This is a genomic window from Methanocalculus alkaliphilus (assembly GCF_024170505.1).
Classification (GTDB): Archaea; Halobacteriota; Methanomicrobia; order Methanomicrobiales; family Methanocorpusculaceae; genus Methanocalculus; species Methanocalculus alkaliphilus.
Genome location: NZ_JALJYG010000005.1, coordinates 99,606 through 125,306 on the forward strand (window position 1 = coordinate 99,606; position 25,701 = coordinate 125,306).

30 protein-coding genes and 1 tRNA gene are annotated in these 25,701 nt (G+C 54.5%); 16 read left to right on the forward strand and 15 right to left on the reverse strand.

All coding sequences use genetic code 11. The features are described 5' to 3' along the window. Positions 1–6 precede the first annotated feature (6 nt). Positions 7–1,899 (forward strand): beta-CASP ribonuclease aCPSF1, encoded by a 1,893-nt coding sequence (locus J2T58_RS05400; RefSeq protein WP_253488022.1) that lies wholly within the window; start codon positions 7–9, stop codon positions 1,897–1,899. A 26-nt stretch (positions 1,900–1,925) separates the two neighbouring features. Further along, positions 1,926–3,002 (forward strand): MFS transporter, encoded by a 1,077-nt coding sequence (locus tag J2T58_RS05405; protein WP_253488023.1) that lies wholly within the window; start codon positions 1,926–1,928, stop codon positions 3,000–3,002. Here J2T58_RS05405 and J2T58_RS05410 read toward each other — a convergent pair. From J2T58_RS05410 to J2T58_RS05430, 5 genes are all read right to left on the reverse strand, one after another. After that, positions 2,996–3,463, reverse strand: a complete 468-nt coding sequence (locus J2T58_RS05410; protein WP_253488024.1) for a nucleoside deaminase — start codon at positions 3,461–3,463, stop codon at positions 2,996–2,998. The genes J2T58_RS05405 and J2T58_RS05410 overlap by 7 nt on opposite strands. Positions 3,464–3,502: 39 nt before the next feature. Then, positions 3,503–5,710 carry an efflux RND transporter permease subunit gene (locus tag J2T58_RS05415; protein WP_253488026.1) on the reverse strand — a complete coding sequence of 736 codons (2,208 nt, stop codon included), beginning with the start codon at positions 5,708–5,710 and terminating at the stop codon, positions 3,503–3,505. Between the two features lie 100 nt (positions 5,711–5,810). Continuing rightward, a complete protein-coding gene (locus J2T58_RS05420) occupies positions 5,811–7,691 on the reverse strand; it encodes a beta-propeller domain-containing protein (protein ID WP_253488028.1) in 1,881 nt (626 codons plus the stop codon). 100 nt (positions 7,692–7,791) lie between these two features. After that, on the reverse strand, positions 7,792–8,262 hold the full coding sequence (locus tag J2T58_RS05425; RefSeq protein ID WP_253488030.1) for a GyrI-like domain-containing protein: 471 nt from the start codon (positions 8,260–8,262) through the stop codon (positions 7,792–7,794). 78 nt (positions 8,263–8,340) lie between these two features. After that, a tRNA-Leu gene (locus tag J2T58_RS05430) sits at positions 8,341–8,425 on the reverse strand. A gap of 116 nt (positions 8,426–8,541) precedes the next feature. Here J2T58_RS05430 and trpY point away from each other — a divergent pair. Continuing rightward, positions 8,542–9,042, forward strand: a complete 501-nt coding sequence (gene trpY / locus J2T58_RS05435) for a TrpY family transcription regulator (protein WP_253488032.1) — start codon at positions 8,542–8,544, stop codon at positions 9,040–9,042. Here trpY and J2T58_RS05440 read toward each other — a convergent pair whose 3' ends face one another. The 5 genes from J2T58_RS05440 to J2T58_RS05460 are packed head-to-tail and all read right to left on the reverse strand — an operon-like array spanning position 9,043 to position 11,925. Further along, positions 9,043–9,558: an HD domain-containing protein gene (locus J2T58_RS05440; RefSeq protein ID WP_253488035.1), complete on the reverse strand. Its 516-nt coding sequence runs from the start codon at positions 9,556–9,558 to the stop codon at positions 9,043–9,045. After that, positions 9,536–10,057, reverse strand: coding sequence for a transcription factor (locus J2T58_RS05445; RefSeq protein WP_253488037.1), 522 nt, complete (start codon positions 10,055–10,057; stop codon positions 9,536–9,538). Before J2T58_RS05445 ends, J2T58_RS05440 begins: the two co-directional genes overlap by 23 nt. Next, entirely contained in the window at positions 10,057–11,130 is a 1,074-nt protein-coding gene (locus J2T58_RS05450; protein ID WP_253488040.1) for an ATP-grasp domain-containing protein, read from the reverse strand. The genes J2T58_RS05445 and J2T58_RS05450 overlap by 1 nt, the downstream gene beginning before the upstream one ends. Next, positions 11,127–11,651: a tRNA (cytidine(56)-2'-O)-methyltransferase gene (locus tag J2T58_RS05455; protein ID WP_253488106.1), complete on the reverse strand. Its 525-nt coding sequence runs from the start codon at positions 11,649–11,651 to the stop codon at positions 11,127–11,129. The genes J2T58_RS05450 and J2T58_RS05455 overlap by 4 nt, the downstream gene beginning before the upstream one ends. Beyond that, positions 11,644–11,925, reverse strand: a complete 282-nt coding sequence (locus tag J2T58_RS05460) for a MarR family transcriptional regulator (protein WP_253488042.1) — start codon at positions 11,923–11,925, stop codon at positions 11,644–11,646. Before J2T58_RS05460 ends, J2T58_RS05455 begins: the two co-directional genes overlap by 8 nt. A gap of 35 nt (positions 11,926–11,960) precedes the next feature. Between J2T58_RS05460 and J2T58_RS05465 the strand changes: the two genes are divergently transcribed. Next, positions 11,961–12,356, forward strand: coding sequence for a hypothetical protein (locus tag J2T58_RS05465; RefSeq protein WP_253488043.1), 396 nt, complete (start codon positions 11,961–11,963; stop codon positions 12,354–12,356). Positions 12,357–12,358: 2 nt separating this feature from the next. Here J2T58_RS05465 and J2T58_RS05470 read toward each other — a convergent pair whose 3' ends face one another. From J2T58_RS05470 to J2T58_RS05480, 3 genes are read right to left on the reverse strand one after another with little or no spacing between them, the layout of a single operon-like run. Then, the gene (locus J2T58_RS05470; RefSeq protein WP_253488044.1) at positions 12,359–13,060 is read right to left on the reverse strand and encodes a UPF0280 family protein; all 702 of its coding nucleotides are present in this window, start codon (positions 13,058–13,060) and stop codon (positions 12,359–12,361) included. Then, positions 13,057–13,443: a 4Fe-4S binding protein gene (locus J2T58_RS05475; RefSeq protein WP_253488045.1), complete on the reverse strand. Its 387-nt coding sequence runs from the start codon at positions 13,441–13,443 to the stop codon at positions 13,057–13,059. Before J2T58_RS05475 ends, J2T58_RS05470 begins: the two co-directional genes overlap by 4 nt. Beyond that, positions 13,440–14,948, reverse strand: coding sequence for a homocysteine biosynthesis protein (locus J2T58_RS05480; RefSeq protein ID WP_253488046.1), 1,509 nt, complete (start codon positions 14,946–14,948; stop codon positions 13,440–13,442). Before J2T58_RS05480 ends, J2T58_RS05475 begins: the two co-directional genes overlap by 4 nt. Before the next feature lie 100 nt (positions 14,949–15,048). On the opposite strand from J2T58_RS05480, the gene J2T58_RS05485 reads away from it, so the two are divergent. Genes J2T58_RS05485 through J2T58_RS05500 form a run of 4 tightly spaced genes read left to right on the forward strand, consistent with a single transcriptional unit; the run spans position 15,049 to position 19,445 of the window. Next, on the forward strand, positions 15,049–15,756 hold the full coding sequence (locus tag J2T58_RS05485; RefSeq protein ID WP_253488047.1) for a Nif3-like dinuclear metal center hexameric protein: 708 nt from the start codon (positions 15,049–15,051) through the stop codon (positions 15,754–15,756). Continuing rightward, on the forward strand, positions 15,753–16,106 hold the full coding sequence (locus tag J2T58_RS05490) for an SWIM zinc finger family protein (protein WP_253488048.1): 354 nt from the start codon (positions 15,753–15,755) through the stop codon (positions 16,104–16,106). Before J2T58_RS05485 ends, J2T58_RS05490 begins: the two co-directional genes overlap by 4 nt. 17 nt (positions 16,107–16,123) lie before the next feature. Continuing rightward, positions 16,124–18,865 carry an alanine--tRNA ligase gene (alaS, locus tag J2T58_RS05495; protein WP_253488049.1) on the forward strand — a complete coding sequence of 914 codons (2,742 nt, stop codon included), beginning with the start codon at positions 16,124–16,126 and terminating at the stop codon, positions 18,863–18,865. Continuing rightward, positions 18,858–19,445, forward strand: coding sequence for an ArsR/SmtB family transcription factor (locus J2T58_RS05500; RefSeq protein WP_253488051.1), 588 nt, complete (start codon positions 18,858–18,860; stop codon positions 19,443–19,445). Before alaS ends, J2T58_RS05500 begins: the two co-directional genes overlap by 8 nt. Here the strand turns inward: J2T58_RS05500 and hisH are convergent. Next, positions 19,442–20,047, reverse strand: a complete 606-nt coding sequence (gene hisH, locus J2T58_RS05505; protein WP_253488053.1) for an imidazole glycerol phosphate synthase subunit HisH — start codon at positions 20,045–20,047, stop codon at positions 19,442–19,444. The two genes, J2T58_RS05500 and hisH, sit on opposite strands and share 4 nt — an antisense overlap. Further along, entirely contained in the window at positions 20,025–21,431 is a 1,407-nt protein-coding gene (locus J2T58_RS05510; RefSeq protein ID WP_253488055.1) for a phosphoadenosine phosphosulfate reductase domain-containing protein, read from the reverse strand. The genes hisH and J2T58_RS05510 overlap by 23 nt, the downstream gene beginning before the upstream one ends. A gap of 259 nt (positions 21,432–21,690) precedes the next feature. Here J2T58_RS05510 and J2T58_RS05515 point away from each other — a divergent pair, with 259 nt between their 5' ends. Genes J2T58_RS05515 through J2T58_RS05550 form a run of 8 tightly spaced genes read left to right on the forward strand, consistent with a single transcriptional unit; the run spans position 21,691 to position 25,700 of the window. Beyond that, entirely contained in the window at positions 21,691–22,218 is a 528-nt protein-coding gene (locus J2T58_RS05515) for a Na+/H+ antiporter subunit E (RefSeq protein WP_253488057.1), read from the forward strand. Continuing rightward, complete coding sequence (locus J2T58_RS05520) at positions 22,215–22,472, forward strand: monovalent cation/H+ antiporter complex subunit F (protein ID WP_253488058.1); 258 nt, start codon at positions 22,215–22,217, stop codon at positions 22,470–22,472. The genes J2T58_RS05515 and J2T58_RS05520 overlap by 4 nt, the downstream gene beginning before the upstream one ends. Next, the gene (gene mnhG, locus J2T58_RS05525; RefSeq protein ID WP_253488059.1) at positions 22,469–22,828 is read left to right on the forward strand and encodes a monovalent cation/H(+) antiporter subunit G; all 360 of its coding nucleotides are present in this window, start codon (positions 22,469–22,471) and stop codon (positions 22,826–22,828) included. The genes J2T58_RS05520 and mnhG overlap by 4 nt, the downstream gene beginning before the upstream one ends. Position 22,829: 1 nt before the next feature. Further along, positions 22,830–23,075: a hydrogenase subunit MbhD domain-containing protein gene (locus J2T58_RS05530; protein WP_301287487.1), complete on the forward strand. Its 246-nt coding sequence runs from the start codon at positions 22,830–22,832 to the stop codon at positions 23,073–23,075. Beyond that, on the forward strand, positions 23,072–23,338 hold the full coding sequence (mbhE, locus tag J2T58_RS05535) for a hydrogen gas-evolving membrane-bound hydrogenase subunit E (protein WP_253488061.1): 267 nt from the start codon (positions 23,072–23,074) through the stop codon (positions 23,336–23,338). The genes J2T58_RS05530 and mbhE overlap by 4 nt, the downstream gene beginning before the upstream one ends. Positions 23,339–23,344: 6 nt before the next feature. Beyond that, positions 23,345–23,803 (forward strand): MnhB domain-containing protein, encoded by a 459-nt coding sequence (locus J2T58_RS05540; protein ID WP_253488062.1) that lies wholly within the window; start codon positions 23,345–23,347, stop codon positions 23,801–23,803. Next, positions 23,803–24,147, forward strand: coding sequence for a sodium:proton antiporter (locus tag J2T58_RS05545; RefSeq protein ID WP_253488063.1), 345 nt, complete (start codon positions 23,803–23,805; stop codon positions 24,145–24,147). Before J2T58_RS05540 ends, J2T58_RS05545 begins: the two co-directional genes overlap by 1 nt. After that, positions 24,144–25,700: a proton-conducting transporter transmembrane domain-containing protein gene (locus J2T58_RS05550; RefSeq protein WP_253488065.1), complete on the forward strand. Its 1,557-nt coding sequence runs from the start codon at positions 24,144–24,146 to the stop codon at positions 25,698–25,700. The genes J2T58_RS05545 and J2T58_RS05550 overlap by 4 nt, the downstream gene beginning before the upstream one ends. Position 25,701: the final 1 nt, after the last annotated feature.

Sequence of the window (25,701 nt, forward strand, 5' to 3'; positions counted from 1 at the left end):
GATTCCATGTTGATTGAGGACAGACTCAAAGAGCTGAAAGAGCTTATCAACCGTAAGGTACCTGCAGGTATAAAGGTCTCGGATGTCGAATTTGAAGGGCCTGAGCTGGTTATCTATACCGATGATCCCAAGCAGTTTGCTGATCAGGCGGATCTTATCCGTGTTCTTGCCCGGGACCTGAGGAAGCGGATCGTCGTCCGTCCTACGGTCCTTGAGGATCCGGAGCGTGCATATGACGATATCAAAGAGATCGTTCCGGAGAATGCAGGTATTACCGATATCTTTTTTGACCCCGATACCGGGGAAGTCCTGATCGAAGCCGAGAAGCCGGGTGTCGTCATCGGGAAGAACGGTGCGACACTCCGGGATATTACAAAGAGCATCGGGTGGACACCCAAGGTTGTCCGGACACCCCCGATTGAGAGCTCAACAGTGAAACAGATCAGGAAGTATCTCCGGGCAATCCGGGATGAACGAAAAGAGTTCCTCCGTGCAAGCGGCAGACGGATCCATCGCGACATCCTTGCAAAGGATCAATGGGTCCGGGTCACAACCCTCGGCTGCTGCAGGGAGGTTGGCAGGGCAGCCTTCCTCCTCTCAACCCCGGAGAGCAGGATACTCATCGACTGCGGAGAGAAACCAGGTGCCACAAATGGGGCGACACCATACCTGGGCGTCCCTGAGATTCATCCACTCACAAATCTTGACGCCGTCGTCCTCACCCATGCCCACCTTGATCACTGTGCCCTTATCCCTCTCCTCTTCCGGTATGGATTCAATGGCCCGATCTATGCCACCCCTCCGACACGGGATCTCTCATCGATGCTCCAGCTCGATTATCTTGAGGTGATCAGGAAAGAGGATCGGCCTGCTCCTTATACCTCAAATGAAGTGAAGCAGTACGTCAAACATTCCATCACCTTAAACTATGGATCCGTGACGGATATCGCACCGGATATCAAGCTGACCTTCCATAATGCAGGCCATATCCTTGGATCAGCCATCGCCCACTTCCATGTCGGTGACGGACTGTATAATATCGCATTTACCGGGGACTTCAATTACGGAAAGAGCCGCCTCTTCAACCCTGCAAACGCTCATTTTCCAAGGCTTGAAGCGATCTTCATGGAGAGCACATATGGCGCATCACAGGATTCGACACCATCGAGGAAGGATGCCGAGTCACGCCTCTATGATGTGATCAGGCGCGCTGTCGAACGTGGTGGCAAGGTCATCATCCCCGCATTTGCCGTCGGCAGATCGCAGGAGGTCATGCTCGCACTCGAAGAGGGGATCCGGAAGGGTGTTCTTCCCCGGATGAAGGTCTATCTTGACGGAATGATCAAAGAGGCGACAGCGATCCATACGACCTATCCTGAATACCTCAATTCGGAGCTCAGAAACCAGATCTTCAGGGAGGGGTTAAACCCGTTCCTCTCCGAGTGCTTCGAACAGGTGGATTCAGGCGAGAAACGTGAGGCGGTCATTAATGGTGAGCCTTCCGTCATCATCACCACATCAGGAATGATGAATGGAGGTCCTGTGATAGATTATCTCCAGAACCTCGCCGCAGACGAGCGTAATACCCTCGTATTCGTCGGATACCAGGCAGATGGAACACTTGGACGCAGGATTCAGAAGGGGTGGCGGGAGATCCCCTATGGGTCGAAGGGTAGTATCACCATCAACCTCGAGGTAACGACGGTGGAAGGATTCTCAGGCCACTCAGACCGGCGGCAGCTGATGAGCTTCGTCAGCCATATGCAGCCAAAGCCGGAGAAGATCTTCTGTATCCATGGTGAGGAGAGCAAGACAATTGATCTCGCCAGTTCGATCTATAAGAAATTCCATATCCAGACACATTCACCGATGAACCTCGAGACATATCGAATGGTTTAAAGAAGCATCACGCATAATCAGGATTAATGAAGAACCTCCTCCCCCCGATCGCAGGGGTATTTGTAATAATGGCACTCTCCAATGCGGTAGTGCCGGTACTTCCTGCTTTTGGGGAGGGGTCCGTTCTCCAGGGGATCATCTTCTCGGCATACTTTTTTGGAGCCCTCATTACCGTCTTCCCGGCAGGCTATGCAAGCGACCGGATCGGACCGACGCCGCTTATCCAGACCGGGCTTGTGATCACCCTCCTCTCAGGAATGATCCTGATCTTTGTCGGTTCACCACTTCTGATCATCCTTGCCCGCTTCATAGAAGGGATCGGTGCAGGTCTCTTCATTGCATCGGCGATGTCGCTTCTGAATGCCCGGCCCGATCACACCCGTCTTGCCGGATACTTCATGGCTGCCCTGAACGCCGGTCTCCTCGCAGGCCTCGCAGGAACAGGATGGATCGTCTCCATTCTCAGCGACCCACGGGCCGGGCTCTTCGTCTTTACCATCCTCTCAGGGATCGTCTGTATCCTGGCTGTCAGGATGGACGAAAGGGTCGGAAAGAAGGCCGCCCCCTCAAATATTCCCTTCTACCTGACAGAATACAGGTGGCTCTGGTACTCAGCCATTATCATCGTCGGTACAACAGGCGCACTCACCTCACTCTATCCTGAGTTTGGCGGCCACAATCCGCTCCTCACAGGAGTTTTCATCGCAAGCATGAATCTGGCAACGATGGTGTCGGTCCTGATCGTCTCCCGGTTCAGGCTTGAGCCGATCATCACGATACGTATTGCTGCAGTCGGTGTCGGATCGGCAGCTCTCCTATGCCTCATATCTCCCTGGGGTTTTCCGATCATGGGGGCATTTGCCGGATTTGCGATTATTGCGCAGATGACGTTCCTTGCCGGTACAGGAGCACCCCAGGGGATCATGATGGGGATCCTGAATACCTCGACCTATGGGGGGCTTGCACTTCTCCCCTTCTTTGCAGGTTTTATTGCCGAATTTGGAACATTCACCATGGCCTTCCTCTTCCCGGCCCTCCTCACCATCACCGTCGCAGTCACGATAGGACAGTGCCGGTGCAGCCTTCCCCCACGACTTCAGTAAACTCTTCGATCCGGCATCTCTGCCCATTCGCGGAGAAGGGCCTGATTTTCTTCAATGAGATACCCGCCGATGATCTCCATCCGGCTCCCTCCAAACTCCTGCATACTGATATTTGAGATGGTCATCTCAGAGAAGCCGAGAGCTCTGACATCCTCTATTGAGGTGCCGTAGACGATCCTGCTGATCTTTGCCCAGTGGCATGCGGCAAAGCACATCGGGCAAGGCTCGGTTGTTGCATACATGGTGCAGCCTGAGAGATCAATTGTGCCAAGCTTCTCCTGCGCCTCCCTTATGGCGACGATCTCGGCATGTGCCGTGCTGTCGGTTCCTGCGAAGACCCGGTTATGGGCAGAGGCGATGATCCGGCCATTGCATTCGATGCAGGCACCAAAGGGAGTCTGCCCTTTGCTAATCCCTTGACGGGCGGACCGTATCGCTTCACGCATGCAGTCAGGATTCATTCTTTACTGGTGTGGATGAAGAAGCAAAAAAGATGGGTGTTATCTGGCTATTGCATCCCGGTTTGCAATGGCAAGCACTGCGGGCATCACGATGATCGCCCCGATGAGGGAGAAGCCGACGGTGATGACAGTGACCATCCCAAAGTTGCTGATGATGTTAAAGCTTGAGAGGAGGAGGGCTGAGAACCCAAAGACGGTTGTCAGGCCGGAGACGGTGATCGCCGATCCTATCTGGGCGACACTTGTGTTGATGGCATCATAGAGGGGGAGACCTTTATCCAGCTCCTCCTGGCACCGCTCCATGATCAGGATGGTATATTCACAGGCGATCCCGATCGCCATCGATCCAAGGGTCGCGGTCAGCGGGGTATAGTCGATATGAAGGGTGTACATGATCAGCCCGTTCCAGCCGACGATCATAATGATCGGTACCAGGGGTGTAAGAGCGAGCTTCGCTTTGCGGTAGATGAGGAGGAGGAACCCGAAGATGAGGAGGAACCCAAGCAGGGTCATATACGTCTTCCCTTTCCTGATATCATCGATGAGGGTGGTGAAGAGCTCGACCGAACCCGTCGGAGTTGCTGAGATACCGACCGGCGGCTCGATGAAGAGGAGATCTGATCGCACCTGATCGACGAGTGATTTCTGCTGATCGGTCTCCATCTGGAGTAATGAGAACTGGATCACAGCTTCATTATTCCCATTGATATAGAGCTTCTTTGTATCCTCAGGTATCCTCTCAAGAACGGCGCGTATCTCGGTTCTGGTCTCCGGAAGCTGGCCATCATTGTAGGTGCGCATATACGTGGTGATGCTCTGAACCCGCGTTATCTCACCATGCTTCGCGACCGCATACTCCCCATATTCATCTATCCACCGGATGCCTTCAGGTGAGAGGACAGTATCCCCGCTGATATAGATGGGGAGGGTGAGGGTCGATCCCATCGTCCGCGTGACCTTTTTGATATCAACGACAGCGGGCATATCATCTGGTACAAACGTATGTTCATCGGTGGATATCGGAACATAGGTGTCCATCTGGACACCTGCAAGGGCGACAAGCCCAAGGACGAGGATGACCGGTATCGGGACACGGGCAATCTTTGTGGCGAGCCTCCCAAGGAGGTTGTTATATCTTTTCATCAGCCCTCCCTCACCTTTCGGAGGTTTTGGGGTATAGCCAATGAGAATACCAAATGTCGGGACGATGATCAACGCCGCAATATAACAGAAGACGACGCCGATGACACAGACCAACCCGAAGTCGCGGACCATCGGAACCGGAGAGACCATCATTGCGATAAATCCCATCGAGGTTGCGATCATCGCATAGAAGACGGCCGGCCCGGTCTTGGTGAGGGTTGAGCAGATGGCCCCGGCCATCGGCTGTCTCCGAAGCTCTTCATCCAGACGGGAATGGAACTGGATGGCATAATCGATCCCGATACCGATAAGAACGGGGAATGCCCCGATGGTCACCATACTTATCGGGATATCAAAGAGCCCCATCATCCCAAATGTCAGGAGAAGGCCGATGGCAACGACACCCACCGGAAGGAGGCGGTAGCTGACGTGGGAGAAGAGGAGCATCACTGCGATTATCATCAGGATCATCGCAGCCCCGATTAAAACCCCCATCGAGGTCCTCATCTCTTCCTTCATCTGCTGGGCAAATGCCGCATCTCCAGAGAGGGTGATGGTAGTACCCGGTGGGAGATCGGTCATCCCGATGATCGTCTCGAAGTTACGAAGGATACTCTCCCGTACATCCGAACTTGTCCCAGGCTCAAGGGAGACGATGAGGATCGTCATCATATTGGAGGGATAGACACGGTCAAGGATATCCGGCGGAGCATTATCGAGGATCTGCGATATCTCACCGGTCGAACGGGGGATGGTGCCGCCATTCATCATCCTGATGAGATCCGTTATCCCGGACGCACTGGCGACGTATCGCTCCCTCTGAAGGCTCCAGGAGAGCTGATCGATCATCAGCAATGTATCAGGATCAACGACATCGTCTGATTCGATGATCACCATGATGTTGTTGGTCCGGAAGGTATCCTGGTACTGTTCCATGATGACACCCTGCCGGGTACTCTTATCGAGGTAGGTCTCGGATCCTGTTGCCATATGAAGGAAACCGGTCCCGTAGAAGGCAAGCAGAATCAATGCAAAGAAGAGACCTGCGACAAGGGCCGGCCTGGCATTGATGGTATCTGACAGATAGCGAAAGAGGGGCTTCACGATTACTCGGTAGAAGATAGGATCTCCAATCTGATAAATTATTTGTTGCGATTATGACAACAAAGATCATAATGCAGTGGGTGAAGAAGGGGTGAGAGGATCAGAATGCCATAACAGGGGGATGCCATCTCCCGTATCCCCACCGATCCCCTGCCGGGAGAGGGATCTCCGCATACCGCTTTGTCGGGTCTCCAAGATCGCTTACAACGATGGTCGTGTCAGAGATCGTCGCAATGGTTTCACCTATCGAGAGGGAGCGCCGGACGGCGGTCGGCCAGTGGCCGGGCTCCGGGGGTGCATCGCCGGTATACTGGGGGATCGTTCCATGAAGGGTGAACCCGGACTTTGGAGAGATGGTATAGAGATAGGTCCCCTCCCAGACGTACCCCCTGCCATACCCATCTGCAACCGTGATCGGAAGCGCCATCAGGCCGATCTCCCTGTTGAAGTAGAATGCCTTGTGGTCACGAAGAACCTCGGAGTCACTCCCCATCCCGCCAAGGGTGATCGAGTCCAACAGATCCGGCTTTTTTACATCCGAGACATCAAAGAGGGCGATCTTCACGCCGGTGGTGGTAAACCCACCCCATGCGGTCTCCTTTGTGTCCTTTCCGATCCCGATGATATGGTTTGCGTCAAAGGGATGGAGGTAATCTGAGTATCCGGGGATTTTCAGTTCACCAAGAATGGACGGGTTCTCCGGATTTGAGAGATCGATGACGAAGAAGGGATCGATCTGCCGGAACGTAACGAGATAACAGCGATCACCGATGAACCGTGCCGCAAAGATCCGCTCTGTCGGAGCAATGCCGGTGATCTCGCCGGTGACTCTCCCGGATCGATCAAAGATGGTGATCCGTGAGGAGGTCTGCATGCCTTCGCGCCCATACTCTTCAACGGTGGTTGCAACCCGGAGATGATCCCTGTACTCATCCATCGAGAACTGGTTGAGCATCATCCCCGGAACACTCATCGTCTGCCGCCAGATGGGATCGCCCCTCCTGAGCTCAAACCTGTGGATGATCGTGGATGGGCCGGTCCTCCCATATGGCTGGCCCCCATAGTGGGTGTAGGTGATATACAGGTTCTCCTGTGTTGCATAGATCGTTGTTCCGTACCCGACAAGATAGCTCTCTGATCTGACTGGTGACGTCGCAGCCGGCCTGAATGCGGTGATCGTCTGGAAGACGAACGGGCCGGGGAGATCATCGAACCGCCAGATCCCGGGATCATAATGCCGGTCTCCGTCCCGGATGATCGGAAGTGGCATATCGGGCCCGTGCCTCTGCGGGGACTCCTGCGAGACGAGATAGATGACGCCCCCGGTCATCCGGGAAGAGGTGTATGACCCTGATGCAGAAACCTCCCGGATGAGGCGTGGCCGGCTCCGGTCTGCACAGTCATAGACGGAGACGCCCGTCACCTGCCGATAGACCGGGACCGGCGCGGCACTCCCTTCAACCGCCATAAAAGACTCTTCGGTGATGTCCGCGATGATCGCGATGGTTGATCCGGCAAGATACATCTCCCGAGGGGTGCCGGAGAGTGTCGTATTTGAGATGATACGTGCATTCTCCGGCGGATATGCATCAACGATGAGCAATCTTCCCCCGGCGATGATGTATATATACCGACCATCATTCTTGACAAAGTCCGCCTCATCCACCCCTTCAACCTGGATATTTGTTGTTGAATATTCGGGGCTGCTCCCGGCTCCCTCCATAACCGGGGAGGTCATGGGGGGCGCGATGGCTGCCGCGTCTTTTGTCATAGCTCCGGGAAGGATACGGAGGCCACCGTTCCATCCGGTCGTATACTCCTGATCCGCGGTTTGCAGAAACTCCCGGACCTCATCTGCTGAGGCGAACGGGATCGGCCCGTCGGCTGGTTCTGATGCCTGGCGATCATAGAATCCGGCCCCGATGATCAGTGCGGCGACCAGCCCCCCGACAAGCAGAGCTCCAGTGAGATATCGGTTCATTCTCTTTCTCCTGAGATTGTATTTCAGGCAGAGGAGAAGATATAGATATGGAAAACTGCGGAAAAAATCGTAGTATTAAAGAAAGAAGAGAGGAGATCCATCACCCGACAGGGGCATAGATCCAGGTGACGAGGAGATCCTCCTCGGTCGTTTCGGGGTCATTCATATAGACCTCCCGGATGGGGCCATTGATGGAGAGATTCTGTTCGGCAAGCCAGCTGAAGAGCTCGGTATAGGTCTCTTTAGAGTCCCGGTATGCCCCCATATGAATGATCCTGACCATCCGTCCGCCCGCAAGATCATAGGCCTGTATATCCCCCTCCCCCTCGACACCGGCATCTACCGGAAATACCACCTCAATATCAGCTGAACCGGTCTCTGTCGCGGCCTGAACCGCTTCCAGTGTCATCTCATGGCAGATGTAGGCAGGCGGTCCAATGGGAGTTATTCCCTTCTCCTGAATATAGGAGGCGATCTCCTTGATCATCGGTCCGATCTCATCGTATGATCCGGTTCTTCGGAGACCGAGAACCTTCTGCGGGGCTCCCTCGACCTCGATAATTAATCGCATGGATGAGGATCTGGACGTGATAAAATAAAATGATTTGTGAGGAGAGAGTTACCTCATGAACTGATTGATAGAAGAAAATGCGAGGGACCGGATTCGAACCGGCGAACCCCTACGAGACTAGGCCCTCAACCTAGCGCCTTTGACCTGGCTCGGCAACCCTCGCACAGTTTGACCTAATAACATATGCACCACCCCTTAAAAACCCTATCGATTCACCTTTGCCTCACCCCATCGTAAAGAAGATCCTTTTTCACTCATGGCGCCAATCATCTCCTGTCTATGTGGTCTGAGATCGTTGAAATCTTCGCAGATTCCCCCTCACAACGAAGAGTTGTCGGATTTCTCCTTGAAAACGGGTTTGGTGTCAACAGTGCAGGCAGGATCACCGCAAACGGAATTGAGATGCCGGCGACGCAGGTCGCGCGAGCAATCGGGGTCGACCGCAGGGTCGTTGATACGACTGCCCACAGTATCCTTGAGAACGAGAACCTCCGTAGGGTCTTCTGTAATATCCGGGTGACACCGGATCTCTCACGGGTCGCGGAGGATCTCGGCCTTGCCGTCATCACCCTCCTCCCAAAAAATGCCGCAGACAAGCATATCGTTGCTTCAGTCGTCAACATCCTCGCAGGATACGATATCCCGATACGCCAGCTCTTTGTGACCGATCCGGTCTATGCAGAAGAGCCGAAGCTTGTGGTGATCATCGACGGAGCCCTCCCGCACGGGGTTGCAGAGGATCTGCGAAAACTTCCCCAGGTCATGAGACTGATCCTCTGATCAGGAGCGAAAGAGTTCCATCTCAAGTGCGAGACGGTATGTCCTCTTCCGCTTCGTGCGGGGGAGATCAGCGATTCTGATCATCCGCTCCTCAATATGGATCTCCGATGAACCCCTCACACAATTGTCTGCATGTGCAACGATCTTCTCAGAAAGAGTCCGTGGCATGGCATCACGGGGAGTAAGACCAAGCTGGAGGCATTCGTCGGATGTCTGGCCTGCCCCGAGATGGCATTCGACGATCCGGGAGAGCAGTTCGGGGATCCCACGCTCCCGGCAGATATCCCCGCCAGCCTCTGCATGATCGAGGTCGTGCGTCACTGATCTGCCGATATCATGGAGAAGAGCCCCGCACCGGGCAAGGCAGGGGATAACCGCTTCATCATGGGTATAGTCAGCAACCACCCGCCTGACGGCACGGGAGTGGGCGATCACCTTCTTTGTACACCCGGCACCGAGAAGATGATCGATGCAGGCATCCTCGGAGATACAGTCAGGCATCACCGAGTGATTCATTGATTGCCGCAAGCCTCCGTCTCAGTGCGGTGACAAGCACCTCATTATCAAAATGGCTGAGTGGAACCTCACAGGTCACACAGGAGAACTCGTGTGGGAACGCCTCGCTGAAGGTATACATCGCACCACAGGTCTTGCAGAGGTAGAAATCATTCTCCTCCTCGTAGCGCCTCCGCGCCTCAAGCTTCTCCCTGACGGTTGCCAGATCCTCGGCGATGACCGGTTCAAGGTTATCGAGCCTGAGGTGCCAGAGGTAGGTGAGCCAGCCGGTCTCATTGTCTTTTACTCTCCGGTACTCAGCCAGCCTCCGTTCATACAGTGTATAGAGGCTGTGCCTGACGGAGTTGAGGTTGATCCCGGTGATCTCGGCAAGAGCCTCATCACTGTGCTCACCGGTCTCGGGAAACCGGGCAATGAGCTGGATCCCCTCGTCACCCACAAGACGGAGGAAAAATTCATGAATGGCCGGATTCTGCAGAAGTTCTTCCACTCGTTCCATTACGCAAGATATGGTGCTATGATACTAATATGGTTATCCAGCATCACAAGGGCGGCCTCCCGTGTACCACCATACCCAAAGACACTGACAACCGCATCTCCTCTGGAAAATTCGGTCCCTATCGGAGGAATATCGGCGATGAAGGATCCGAATCTCCGGAGATCATGAAGGAGAATACAGTCATCTTCGGCAAAGAGAATGCGCCGCGCCGCATACCTGCGGGGCTTTGGCCGCATCTCCGGAAGGATGCCGGCGCATGCCTGCATATGAAGGGAGAAGAGATTCATGCCGGTTGCCGATTCAACGGTGTCAAGGGTTGCCTGGAACCGTGGGTTCACCTCAATCGCAACCGCCTCATCAGAGAGGACAAAATCGATCCCAATGGATCCGACACAGCCGGTTGCCGCCGCTATCTTCTCGGCACAGTCCATCATCTCACCGGCAAGCGGGTGATCACAGGGGGTGATCGACCCCGCAAAACCAAAGCCCGCCTCGCCTTCACCCCGGAGGATCTGTTCGTTTGCTGTCACCGCAACGGCCCGTCTCCCATCTGAGAGGCACGAGACACTGGCAGGCGTACCCTCGATGATCTGCTGGGTCATGTAGGGGAGATCGATCATCTCAATCCATGCATCCATCTCCTCCTGTGATGAGATGATGGCATTCCTCCACCCGCCAGCCCCGGTGATCGGTTTGGCAAAGACCGGAAACGTATCACAGCCCGCAAGGCAGGGATGAGGTACAGCTATCCCCTCAAAGAATGCCTGTGTCTTCATCTTGTCGATGAACCGCGATACGATCTGGGGACTGGTCCCGGCACGGGAGATTCCAGGGCAGACAACCTCTTCAGCACCCGAGGTGAGAACCAGATGATCGATCCTGTTTCGTGATCGTATCTCCTTAATTGCACCCGGGAGATCAGTAAGCTCCTCAAAGCGCACGTAATCATCAACATACCAGCCGGAATCGAGATCACAGAAGTGATCGACAGCGATGACGCGGTATCCCGCTCTCCAGGCGGATGAGACGACATGCCGTGTGGCATATCCGGCAACAAGTACCGTCTCCCTCACAGCTCCACCGTATTCTTCCCCCGTTCGCACGGAATGACACGGATATCGGCATCCGGAAACTCACACTCAAGCTCTCTTCCCTCATACAGCTGATCGAGGAAGACGGCGAGTCCGGCAATCTCGGAGTGAGGCTGGTTGGTGACGCCGACATTGTAGTCAGCAAGTCCGTATATCTCGCCCGGCACTTTTTCTGCACCGACGATGATAAGAACCTTCGGAGCAGTCCTGATCTCCCTGATGACATCCTGGATACGAAGGCCGTACATCGTCAGATGAACAACAATTCCTCCGGACTCCTTGAATTCGTGGATGCACTGCCTCCAGTGAACACCATCCTCAATATGATAGTCCCCCCCAAACCGCCTGGCAACACTTCTGATACTCTCGACGACCCCCGGATCATCAGCAGCAAGGTACATCCCCTTCGCACCAAGCGCCCTGCCGGTCAGGCCGACATGCGTTGTCACACGCTGATCCCGATCATGCCTGTGGCCGATTCTCAGAATATATGTCTCAATGATGATGATCACTCCTGATTTTTATTACACCGTTCTCAATAGTCACAGGAAGATCCTTTGTATATCGGATCCTGCAGGAGAGGAGCATCTCCTCAAGCCCCATGGGACGGAGGAGCTCCCCCTCCTGCCTGATGAGAAGGTATCCGACAAGCCGCTGTACCGATGCCCTGATCACCTCTTCATCAAGCTCTGTTATCGAGATGAGTTCCGGGATGGTGCCTGCCTCTCCAAGGGCGATCCGGTGGTAGATCTGCCAGTCGATATCTTCGTCTCTCACACAGTATTATGGCGTTTAAAGTGAGCATATATCTTATGGAGGAAACGATCTCTCTTTTTGAGATAGCAGATGAGCTCCTTGAATATGCAGATGAAGACGACCAGCGACTCGCCCGGGCCATCGGCCAGCTGGACCCGGAGATCAGGGAGGAGCTGCTCGTCTCCGATTTCCTCAATGCGTACCAGGTCTATCTCTATGCCTTTCAGGAGGAGCCCTCGGTTCTGATCATGGATCGACTCCTTCTTCAGCCGGCATCCGGCCTGGTCCGGGGTGTCTTCCTTGAGACGATAGAGTATTATGATCTCTTTTTTATGATGGAGGGGGAGACACCGGTCATTGGTATCAGGTGTGATAAAGAGGTGATCACATCTATGAGAGGCCGTAATGCCCACCATGATGCGATCAGGTATGCGCAGGAGAATGCGGATTAACCCTACATCCCTTTTGTAATCAGATTTGGATCAATACGGGCAGAGACGAGGGGGGGGACAGCCCCCCACCGGAGTATGTCATCGCCAAAGACAGCGATCACTCCGATGACACCAGTCTCTACAAGAAGAGGGAGGGGTGAGAGATCATCAGGGGTGAGAGTGTTGCAGAGTGCGGTTGCCCATGCATCCGCAGCCGCCACATTCCCGGAGAAGACGGTGACTGCATCTGCTGAACCAAGCGATATCGAAGGGCCGACCGTCGCCGAGGACGTACAGATCCCGGTTATCTTCTTCTGCGGTGGCATCAGAAATGCAGAATTCCGGTTTGATTCTCCGGCATAGATGCCGATTCTGAGATCCCGATCAGAGATGAGGGCGATATCACCCCCATTATCGACGATACCACAGTCCGCCCCTGCATCAACCATCGCCTCCACACCTGACCAGGCGATGGTACCCGCAACCGCTGCCATCGGCCCGACACCCGCCTCATCTGCTGCTGCGACCATACGGCGGATCACCGGGTGATCTGATCCCGGATCATAGGGATCAAAGGTCGAGGCGAAGAAGGGATCGGTGGCACAGACCCCCTCGACAGCCTTCCGTGCATCGAGAATACCCCCCCGTGCCGCCTCGATATGCTCCTCACAGTCCGCATGGATGGTTGTGATCGTCTGGCGGTGCTGGAAATGCCGCCTGATCATTGCCTGAGGGAGAGTGCCTGGTGCGGACAGGCCGGAACACACCTGCCGCAGAGGATGCAGCGATCATCCGTTATGACGAGATGATACTCCTCATCATAAGAGAAGACCTCCTGGGGGCAGATACTGATACATGCACCACAATCGACACATTCGTATTCGTCATGGATGACGGCCTTCTCAAGCTTCTTCACATGCACCCCGTGTTCGATGAGCCTGGCTGATATCCGGTCCCCCTCCGCATCAGGGATATCAATGAGGATCCAGCCCTCGGTCGAGTCGATATGCGCCCGCTCGACATTTATCAGCACACCCGTCTCAAGGACGACCTGGGCGATGAGTGGCTGCTTGATCACCTCACGCGGAACGGTGATGAAGAGTTTCATGGCTGCCACCTCCGCTGGATGAGTTTTCCAAGATCCACCGCGTTGAGTATCCCGATGACATGGTGTGACGAGTCCACAACCGGGAGGGCGCTGATATTATTCTGTTCAAGGCGTTGTGCAGCGAGATCGACGGCCTCATCTGCCGAGATGGTGACAACCTTCTTTGTCATGATCTCTGAGACAGTGAGTGCATCCCCGTCACGAAGAACAGACTTGGAGACATCATAGGTCGTTATGATCCCAACAAGTCTCCCCTCCCGGTCGATGACCGGAAGATGGTTCGTCTCCCCTTTGAGGAGTTTCTTTGCGGCAGTCTTCACAAGCTCATTCTCGGTGATGGTCACAACCGCCGGATTCATAATCTCCCGTACCCGCGGGGTTCTGGCCGTCTCCCTCATCGGCCGGTTCCTCTTCTGGTTATTGATCGTCATCGTCGGGAGTGCCAGAGTGAATGCCCCCGCCTCGACTCTCTCCTTGAGGTCATGAGCAACTTTTCGCGCTTTGCTGAAGCTTGATATCGGGGATGTCCGGATCATCTCACCATCGATCTCGACGCTCCCGCTCTTCAGTTCGGCATAGGTGACCGTCCTGAGGACAGGCCGGTCCCGTCGCGGCACACCGTAATCGACGATCGATGTGACGATATCTTCATCCCGGACGGCGGTGTTCCTGACGATATCGGTGTTGAGAACCGGGAGTGGGATCCCAAGACCGATATAGAGGGTGACACCATAGCCGGTGATGCTTGCCGCACGCAGGTAGTCCGGGTTCATCTCTTTGAGATCCCCGCTCACCATCAGGGTTGCAAATCCATTTGCCGGAGAGCTCTGGGTCCCTTCACCGACGACCATGCCATTTCCACCTCCGAGGAAGATCGGAACCCCCCCGCCGATGAGGGAGAGTGTTGGATCGTTTGCGAGCGGGGATAGGAGACCAGCGCCCGAGTATGAGATATTCCCGGTATTGGAGAGGAGGGTCCCCATATAGGTGTTGAGTGTCCGATCAGACCGGTTCGTCACGGCATTATAACACTGGTACGTATTCCTCGGATTGACCATGATCGCCTGGTTCAGATCATCGAGGAGGAGATCGGTGGTCAGAGTCCTCCGTGGATAGCAGTCGGTCCCTTTTGAGATTGCCCGGAGCTCAACCTGCCTGCCGGAGACGAGATCCTCAAGGACATGGGCACCGCCGTACCCGATGCCTTCGGTCGTCGACTCCTGGGTCGCCCCGATATAGGCATCAACTGCGGCGATCCCGGCATACGCCTCGACATCATTCAGCCAGAGACGCTCCATCCGGATTGGAGGATCGGCATGGCCAAAGTTGAAGAAGGCGCCTGACGAACACATCGCACCGAAGGTACCGGTTGTCACGACATCGACCTCCCTGAGCGCACCCTCCTCGCCCAGTTCCGAGACGATATCCGGCATCTCCTCAGCGGTGACAACAACGGCACTTCCATCGCGAATTCTGGTATTAATCTCATCGATGGACTTTTCCATACCAATTATCTCTATCCTGCATTAATAATGATGTCGATTATACCTATGAGTAATAAAACTCTCCATAAGACCTATTGCCACATTGATCAATTACGTATGTATGAAGATATCGGCGTTTCTCGACGAAATGGAGAGAATTGCCCCTGCGGCTCTGGCAGAGGAGTTTGATACGGGAAAGATCGGGCTCGTCGTCGAGGGGTCGGAAGAGCTGACGACCGTCTGTGCCGCACTCGATCCGACCCGGCGGGTCGTCAATACAGCCGCCTCTCTGGGTGCGGATATGCTTGTCGTGCATCACACCCCCATCTTCACCCCTGTCACCAGGATCACCGGCACCACCGCGCATATTCTCAGAACACTTCTTGGGAATGGGATCAACCTCTTTGTGATGCATACAAACTTCGATCATGCGGAGGGAGGGATCAACGACAGCCTCGCCGATATGCTTGGCCTGACGAACAGGAAGAGGATGAGCCTCGGCATCGTCGGCGACTGCCAGCTCACCCTCCCGGAGCTGATCTCCCGACTCTCCTGCGGGGTTCGCATCTACGGCACCATTGATGATCCCGGCAGGGTTGCGGTTGTCGGGGGATCAGGATTTCAGCCCGACCTGATGGAAGAAGCCAGGGATCTCGGAGCAGAGCTCTTCATATCATCCGAGATGAAGCATAGCATAGCCCGGGAGGCCCCGCTTCCATGTATCGAGGCAACGCATTACACCCTTGAATCCCCGGGAATGCGAGCCATCGCAGAGAGGATGGGGTGGACGTATATTGATGATCCACCAGAGAGCTGTCTTTTGCCATGATCAACCCCTGGGTTCTTCTGCAATCAGAGAAACGTCTCACAGATGAGGGGAGGCGTGGGATTATTCATGCCTACCAGGAACGGGGAGAGAAGGCGATCCTCGCTGTAGAGCATGGGAATGTGAAGAAATATATCGATTTCTGGGTAGTCGTCGGAAGGAGGGATGAATACATCGTCGAAGACGGTTTTTGTACCTGCGAGGATTTCCTGTATAGAGGCGGTGAATGCTGGCATAGTATTGCAGTCAGGATCGCCCGGTGCTGCTCTCTCTTTGAGGAGTTTGATCTCTATTACAAAGAGAAGGGCACAGGAGAACAAGAAACAATTTATGGTGACGGACAGAAAGTATAGCAAGCACGTGGTTTTACATGCTTGAGGAAGAATACGAGCTGGATTACTTTCGATCGAAGGGGTTTTCCAGAAAGGTCTGCAGATCCTGTGGTTCCGCCTTCTGGACACTGAACCCTGATCGGGAATTATGTGGTGACGCACCCTGCGAGCCATACAAGTTTATCGGAGAGCCCGTCTTCTCCCCACATTCGACCGATGAGATGCGCGAGGCTTTCCTCTCCTTCTTTGAGAGAAATGACCACACCCGGATCGAACGCTATCCTGTCGCTGCACGGTGGAGGGATGACATCTATCTGACCATCGCATCCATCGCTGACTTCCAGCCGTTCGTCACAGGCGGAGTTGTCCCACCTCCGGCAAACCCCCTCACCATCTCCCAGCCCTGTATACGGCTCAATGATCTCGATGCGGTCGGGAGATCCGGTCGCCATCTCACCTGTTTTGAGATGATGGCGCATCATGCCTTCAACACAGATGAGGAGGAGATATACTGGAAGGATGAAACCCTTGAGCTCTGTTCAGACTTCATCACCTCCATCGGCGGGAATCTTGATGCCGTTACCTTCAAGGAGCACCCCTGGTATGGTGGAGGGAATGCAGGGCCGAGCGTTGAGGTCCTCATCGGCGGCCTTGAAGTCGCCACCCTCGTCTTCATGAACCTTGGAAGGACGAAGACCGCCGGCACCCCGACGATGATCGATGGGAAGGATTACTACCCGATGAAACTCCGCATCGTCGATACCGGATATGGCCTTGAACGCTTCGTCTGGGCATCAAAGGGATCGCCGACGATCTATGATGCGGTCTTCCCTGATATGGTCTCACGGCTGATGACCTCGGCCGGCCTTGAGGATCGACTTAATAATGAGGAATTTACCGATATCCTCAGCCTGAATGCGAAGTTTGCCGGCCTAATTGAGATCCGGGGAGAGAAGCTTTCCGATCTCCGGAAGAAGGTGGCAGCATCGGTCGGTGTGAGCGTTCCAAAGCTCGAGGAGATGATCGTTCCCATTGAGGGGATCTATGCACTCTGCGATCATACCCGGTGCCTTGGCTATATGCTCGGGGACTGTATCGTTCCATCCAATGTCCGTGAAGGATATCTTGCCCGTCTCGTCCTCAGGCGAAGCCTCAGAATGATGAGCGAACTCAATCTTGATGAGAACCTCGCAGATCTCGTCCTCTTCCAGATGAATGAGATAGGACTTGGTCAGTTCGAACAGAAAGAGGAGATCATCCGCGAGATTATTGAGCGGGAGACAGCCAAATACGATACAACCATCGCCCGCGGAAAGCGTGTCGTTCAACGGGTAGCCCAGAGCCATAAGAAGAAGAATGAGCCTGTACCCCTTGCAGAGATGATCACCCTCTATGAATCGCATGGGATTCCAACCGGGTTGATGCGCGATATCCTGACCGAGGAGGGGGCGGAGTTCGATCTCCCGGATGACCTCGACTCCATCATTGCAGATAAGCACTCAGAGCTTGAAGAGCTGGTTGAAGAGTCTGAGGTCGCCCGGTTTACCGACAGAATCGCCAGCCTGCCCCCGACGAAGAAACTCTATTATGAACGGACATGCGAGTTTGAGTTTGAGGGGATCGTCCTCGATCATTTCGACGGCCATGTCGTCCTTGACCAGTCACTCTTCTATCCCGAGGGAGGTGGACAGCCATCAGATACCGGAACCCTGGTGACCGCAAATAATGTCGTCCGGGTTGATGAGGTGATCACAAAGAATGATCGAATCCTTCACCGGATCAAGGGCGGGGTCCTGAAGCGCGGTGAGCGGGTAAAGGGGATCATCGACGAGGAGCGCCGCTGGTCGCTGATGCGCCACCATACCGGGACCCATCTCCTCCTAAAAGCATGCAAGGAGGTGCTTGGGCCCCATGTCCACCAGGCGGGATCACAGAACGGTATCGAAAGCTCCCGGCTTGATATCCGGCATTATAACCACATCACACCAGACGAGCTGAAACGGATCGAGATCGCCGCCAACCATCTGATCATGGAGAACACCCCGGTCTTCATCAAGGTGGAGGAGCGCAACCGCGCCGAGCAGAAGTACGGATTCAGCCTCTATCAGGGCGGGGTCCCTCCAGGGAAGGATCTCAGGATTGTCCAGATGGGCACTGAAGTGCAGGCATGCGGGGGAACCCACTGCAGGAGCAGTGGTGAGGTCGGTATCATCAAGATACTCAGGATCGAGCATATCCAGGATGGTATCGAGAGGATAGAGTTTTCAGCAGGCCTTGCAGCCATTTATGCAATGCAGCATCTCCAGGATATCGTCAATGAATCCGCCGGAACCCTCTCGGTTCAGGTCGAGCATCTCCCACAGGCCGTCGATCGGTTCTTCACGGAATGGAAGGAGCGAGGGAAGGTGATCGATGAGATGGAGTCCCGTCTCGCAGAGATGAAGCTGCAGAGCCTCACCGGTGATCTCGTCAATGGCATCGAAGTGATCATTCAGCAGGTCGATCTCCCCAGAAAAGAGCTCGTCCAGGTGGCGACAGGTATCGCGGATCGCAAGGGGATAGCCCTTTTCATCTCAACGACCGGTGGTCTCGGGGTTGTGATGGGTTCGGGTGATGAACGGGTCCATGCCGGTGAGATCGTGCGGGATATCTGTTCCATGCTTGGCGGAAAAGGGGGCGGTAAACCGGGTCTTGCCCAGGGTGCAGGACAGGACGAGGCGGGAATCGCTGAAGCGCTCCACAAGGCCGATGAACTGATCAGGGCAACACTCCATGACTGACGAGATTGTCTTCCTTGAGCCCGGAGATGAACAGGCACAGAAGGTCGCCCGTGCAATGGCAAGCCCGACCGCGGGTGATCTCCTCAGGGGGCTTGCGGACGCTCCAAAGAGCACAACAGCCCTCTCAGAAGAGCTGCATATTCCACTTACAACCGCAAAGTATCATCTCGGAAATCTCCTTGATGCCGGGGTGATCGAGGTTGTGGATACCCGCTGGAGTGCAAAAGGGCGTGAGGTGAAGCTCTATGCACTGAAGAATCAGGTTCTGATTGTGGCTCCGCAGAGGAAGAGTGCAATCGGTCTTGTGAAGAAGTATGCTGCCACGCTTGGGGTCTTCGTCGCCGGAACCGCACTCCTCTCGCTCTACCTGCCATCCCTCTCAAAGAGAGAGTTGGCAGATGATTATCTGGTGCTGACTGTACCAGAAACGATGCCCGCTGCGACAAGAATGGCCGGTGATGCGGCGGCACTCCCCCCCCTGATGCATGAGTTCGTCACCGCCTTCTTCCTCGGGGGCTGCCTCGTCCTGGTCGCCATGATGCTCTATGAAGCGATCAATTGGCGCAGGGAAAGAAATTAAGCGAGATTGATAAAATTTTCAAGGATCCGCAGTCCGGTTGCCCCACTCTTTTCAGGATGGAACTGGACGCCATAGATCTGATCTCTTTTTACCGCTGAAGCATACCTGACGATATACTCCGTCTCACAGAGCCGGTTCCGGATGGGTGTATCGACGTAATATGAATGAACAAAATAGAGATAGCTTCCGTCAGGGACGCCGTCGAGCAGCGGATCATCAGGGAGTGTCTGATGAATCGTGTTCCATCCCATATGGGGAACCTTCATCCCAGGCTCAGGATGAAACCGGCGTACCCTCCCGGGTATGAGGGCAAGGCCTTGATGCATCCCATGCTCCTCACTCTCCTCCATCAGCATCTGCATCCCAAGGCAGATACCAAGGAGTGGAACATCCCCTGCGGATCTGATGATAGTCTCCCGGAGAGGGGCGAGTTTCTCCATCCCCTCCCTGAATGCGCCGACCCCGGGGAGGATGATCCCGTCTGCAGACGCGATCTCGTCATCATTGTGTGTGATGACGGCTTCTGCCCCTGCACGCTCAATGCCCCGGAGGACCGATCTGAGATTTCCAAGACCGTAATCAATAATGGCTATCTTCGTCATGCATCTTCCCCCGGTTCTTTCTCCATGCACCGGAGAGGAACCATTCCTCTTTTATATCAGCCTGCCGGCCCCACTCCAGCACAGCGGTGCGCCAGCCTGACCAGAGATCGGGGTACCGCTCCTCGATCAGTATCAGGTGGGCTATATCGCTGGACGGGCACATATAGCAGCCGATCCGATCAAGACCCTCTTCATAGAGGGTGTTATATGGTGCATCTTCCTGGAAGAGGTAGAGCCAGACATGCATTGCATTCCAGTTCTGAATCGGGGCTGCGGAGAGCTGGTTTGGAACATTTGGATTCCTCCAGACCCGTCTGCTCTGCATCCGCTTTGCAGATTCGTACTTCCGCTGGCCGATGAGGGAGAGGCATTCACCAAAGTGCTGATCGATCAGATCCTTCACCGGCGTCAGCTTACATGCCTTACAGCACCAGCGGAGATCCACAGCCGGAGGGCCATGTTCTGCAAAGCCTTTCCAGAACCCGCCCTCTCCATCACCCTTCAGCACGGTGCAGGTGTATCTCTTCTGTATTTCTTCAATATTCTCATAGGTCTCGGGGAACTCAAGTCCGGTATCGGCAAAGATGAGGGGGACCGACCCGAGCGCCTTATTGGCGAGGATGAGGGTTACAAGGCTGTCTTTCCCACCCGAGTAGGAGACGGTGACCGGAAGAGTCTCTGCCTCTGCGACATCCCGGATGAAGGTGATCGAATCTTCCTCCATCCGGGAAAGGATTTCCCGGTTCGCCCGTACGGCATCCTCCCAGGTCGCAGGTCCCGGGATGAAGATATGCGGACTGTTCTTCCTGAGCCGGACGATCTGGCCGCGAGAGATGGCTGTCGCCTCCTCTGCGCTCATCTTTGCCCGGCCGACACCGACGCAGGTTCCATCAGGAGTCATAACGAAGACCTCGTCGCCTGCCATGACGTGCTGATCAATACTGATGAGTCCGGGTGCGAGGACACTGGAACCTTCCCGGATGAAGGAAGCGGCTTCATCAGTAACAACGAGATACCGTTTCGCCGGGGTGAGAAGCGTGGCGGCATGCGGTCTGGGAAGGGCTTCCCACCGGTTCTCAAGGGGGAGATACCGTATGGCACCAACAACTGCCCCCCCAAGGATGATCTCCTCCATCCGATCATCGTCGGGGACTTTGTTGAGGATAACCAGGTGGCCGTCCGGAATCAGCCTGGCTCCGAAGGCATCCTCAAATATCTGGTTGATGCGCCGGATGTCGGATGGAAACGCCGGGCGTGCATCTCCGGGAGGAGTAATGCCGACAGCGCGCGTCTTCTCGCCACAGGCGCACCGCTTTCCAAGGACCGGTACATGGCAGGCATCACACCAGCGGAGGGGAATTGCTCCGAGATAGGGTGATTTCATCCATTACAGGTTGTGCCAGATCGATTAAATAGTCGATTGTCTTCTTCCACGACATCCATCTGCCGGAGATGAGTCAGGCATACCCGGGCAGTGCAAAAAAAGACTCTCTCCGCAGTGGACGGATGGAAAGCAATATTTTAGTTAAAAGATCACTATTGATCATGATAAACTTCAGGCAGGGGCTTATTGCAGAGCCGATGCTGTTTTCCTTTTATCAAAGCACGACACAACGTCGTCGCGCAAGGGGGGTTGAACACCCGTGATCCGCCTTCTGGCAACCATGGTCGCCGCATTTGTGGCGTACCTGCTGTTGACAGCAGGTTCAGGTGATATACTGCTCTGGTCCGGGGCCGAACTGGTGGCCGGGGCGATCATTGCCATCATCGTCGGGATAGCATCATATCGTATCTTCTGCAGATCAGAAAGCCTGCGGATGGCAAACCCGATCCGGATTCTTCTCCTCCTCGTCTATGCGGCCGTTCCGTTACTCATCGAGATGGCGCGGGCAAACATCGATGTTGCGATCCGGGTTATCACAGGGCGCGTACATCCGGGGATCATCAGGGTGCGAACGGGGATGACAACCGATCTCGGGCTTCTTCTTCTGGCAAACTCGATCACGCTCACGCCAGGAACCCTCTCTGTGGATCTCGATGAGGAGAGCCGGGATCTCTATGTCCATCTCATTAATGTTCCGGAAACGCTCCGTACTGAGAAGATTGTCGACTCCGGGGAGCTCTTCACCTTCTTTAATATTCCTGGATGGATCCGGAGGATTGCTGAATGATCGATATCTTTTATGCAGCTATCCTCGCAATGCTGCTCCTGATCCTTGTTGCAGGTATCAGGCTTGCCATCGGACCGACGATTCCGGACCGGGTTGTTGCCCTTGATACCATCAATACCCTGATGGTCGGGTCGATGATCCTGCTGGCTGTGTACCTGGGCCAGACGATCTTTGTTGATGTCGCGATCGTCTATGCCCTCCTCTCATTCCTTGGAACACTTGCCATTTCAAAGTATATCGGAGGAGAATTATGATTACAACCGCAGCATTGATCTGTATCGTGATCGGTGTTCTATTCAATGCACTTGGAGCGATCGGTATCCTCCGGTTCCCGGATGTGTACACCCGTCTCCATGCAGAAACCAAGATGACGACATTTGGGACGATTTTTATCTCACTCGGTGTGATACTCTATGCCGCCGGGATGCTGAGCGGAACAGGTGATGCACAGTACCTGACGCTTGCCATCCATACCGCCATCGCTGTCATCGCCCTGGCCTTTACAAATGCTACCGGCTCCCATGCAATCGCACGGGCTGCCCACAGAAGCGGTGTCAGACCTGATCCGGCAGTCGTCGATCGGCTCGCGGAGGTGAAGCGGCGTGATTGAGATGATCCTGCATCTGATCATCCTCTCCGGGATCATCATCTCGGCGGGGCTGGTATTTGCATTCCGTGACCTTTTATCAGCGGCAATTGCCTTTGCAATATTCAGCTTCCTGCTGGCAATCGAATTCTATATCCTCCAGGCTCCTGATGTTGCCCTTGCCGAAGCTGCTATCGGAGCGGGTCTGACAACAGCTGCCTTTATGATTGCTATCCGTGGGACAGTCAGAAGAGAAGGTGATGGCATATGAGACGAACACTCTCGATTCTGCTGACGCTGCTTACGGTCATGATGCTTGGTGTCATCGTCACGGGTCTCTCGTTTGGAGATCCCGGTCCGACACCGATGGACGACTACTTTATCGAGAACAGTCAGAGGGAGAGCGGTGCAAATAATATCGTCACCGCCGTCCTCTTCGACTACCGTGGTCTCGATACACTCGGTGAGGCGGCAGTCCTCTTCACCGCGGCACTCGGAACGACGCTCATCTTTCGCCGACGGAGGGATGACTGAATGCAGATGAGCAGAATTGTCCGTACAACGGCTGATCTCGCATTTCCATTCATTCTGGTGTATGGATTTTATATTATCATCCATGGACATCTGACACCGGGCGGAGGTTTCCAGGGAGGTGCAATCCTTGCGTCCGCGATGCTCCTCCTCCTTCTTGCATACCGATACCAGGAGAGCACGAGATATGTCAGGAAGACGATGATGAAGACGCTTGAATCGGGTGGTCTTCTCCTCTTTGGCATCACCGCTCTCTCAGCTATGGCTCTTGGAGCAGGATACTTCTACAACTGGCTCTCGCCACGTGGATTACTCTTTGGAGATATTGTTGAGGTGGGATCGTCTTTTGCAAATCTGAACACGGCAGGTCTGATCCCGATCATGAATCTTGCCGTTGGGATCGAGGTGGTGGGTGCGGCCAGCGTCATCCTCCTCGCACTCCTCTCAGGAATTAAGGAGAAGATCTGATGCTCACCCAGCTGCCATACCTTGCCGTGGTCCTGCTCGCAGGGATCGGAATTGCAACAATACTCCTGAAGAAGAACCTCATCAAGATGATCATGGGCCTTGGAATCCTGACAGGATCTGCAAACCTCTTCCTGGTGACCCTCGGGTACAGGGAGGGAGGGATTGCCCCGATCTATACGAATGCACCTGAAGGAGTCATGGTCCTCTCAACTGTGCAGGCGATGACGGTGACGAATATCGTCATCGGCTTTGCAACGACTGCGCTATTGCTTGCGTTTGCTATTATGCTGTATCGAAAATATGGATCTGTTGAGACCGGAGATATCCGGAGGCTGCGCGAATGAGCCAGTCTGTAGCACTCCTCGTCGCATTGCCGCTCATCGCGGCATTTGCGATGCCCCTCGTCGGGATGATTGGAAGAAAGATCAGAAACAGCCTTGCAATCATCGCGATGGCCGGAACCGTGACTGCTGCCCTCGTCCTCGTTTATGAGGTTCTGGTCAATGGGACGATCATCTATGCCTTTGGTGCACTTGATCCCTCGGTAGCTATTCCATTTGACTCTGGCGGGGTCCCGATACGGATCCTCTTTGTGATCGATGCGATGTCCGCGCTGATGGTCCTGACAGCAGCGATCATGATGTTTGCCGTCGTCCTCTACTCGTTATCGAGCGAGTCCGAGCAGACCGGCCAGGACGGATACTATGCCCTCCTCTTCCTGATGATGGTCGGTATCTTCGGGATGGTGACGACAGGGGATCTCTTCAACTTCTTCGTCTTCCTTGAGATCAACTCTCTTGCCGGTGCCGCACTTGCTGCCTACCGGATCAATAAGGGACTCTCGGTGGAAGGTGGTCTGAAGTATGCGTTCATCTCAACGATTGCAGGTCTCTTCTTCCTCTTTGCCGTCGGGATGCTCTATGGCCAGTATAACTCGCTGAATATTGCATATATCGCATCCGTCATTGACCTGACCGGACTGTCACTGGTTGCACTCGTCCTGATGATAACCTCGCTTGCTATGAAGGCGGGATCGGTTCCGATGCACTTCTGGACACCGGATACCTACTCCAGTGCACCCTCCTCGATCACGGCGATCCTGATCGTCTCGAGTATGGCAAGCCTCTACGCCATCTTCCGTGTCGCCTTCTCACTCTACGGGGTGACGATGAATGTCGTGACGATCGGATGGATCATCATCATCCTTGGTGTCCTCTCGATGTTCATCGGAGTATCGATGGCGTTACCGCAGAAAGATGTCAAACGGCTGATGGCCTATCACTCGGTCTCGCAGATCGGCTACATGCTGGTCGGTCTTGGCGTTGGTGTTGCGGTCCTTGGGGATACACAGATGATGAATGAGTTTGGCCTCGTCGCAATGGAAGGAGGTATCTTCCATATCATCAACTATGCCCTCTACAAGGGTCTCCTCTTCCTGATCGCCGGGGCAGTCATCTACCGGTGTGGGACGAGGAATCTGAACGAACTCGGCGGCCTCGGCCATTCGATGAAATGGACGATGGGATTCTTCATCATCGCGGCACTTGCCATTGCCGGTATACCGCCATTTAATGGCTTTGCATCAAAGATACTTATCTATGAGTCGGTCTTTATATTCAATCCATATATATCGGTGATCGCGATGGTCGTCTCAATCATGACCCTCGCATCATTTGTGAAGGTATTCCATTCGATCTTCATGGGGCCGAAGCTTCCGCAGTATGCAGAGGTGAAGGAGGTACCGCTCCCGATGCTCATCGGCATGGGGCTCCTTGCGGTTCTGATCATCCTCTTTGGTCTCTTCCCGGATCTTGTGGTGAATCTTCTTATTGAGCCTGCCGCCCTTGCATTCATCGATCAAAGCGGCTATATCTCATCTGTCATGGGAGGTATCTGAG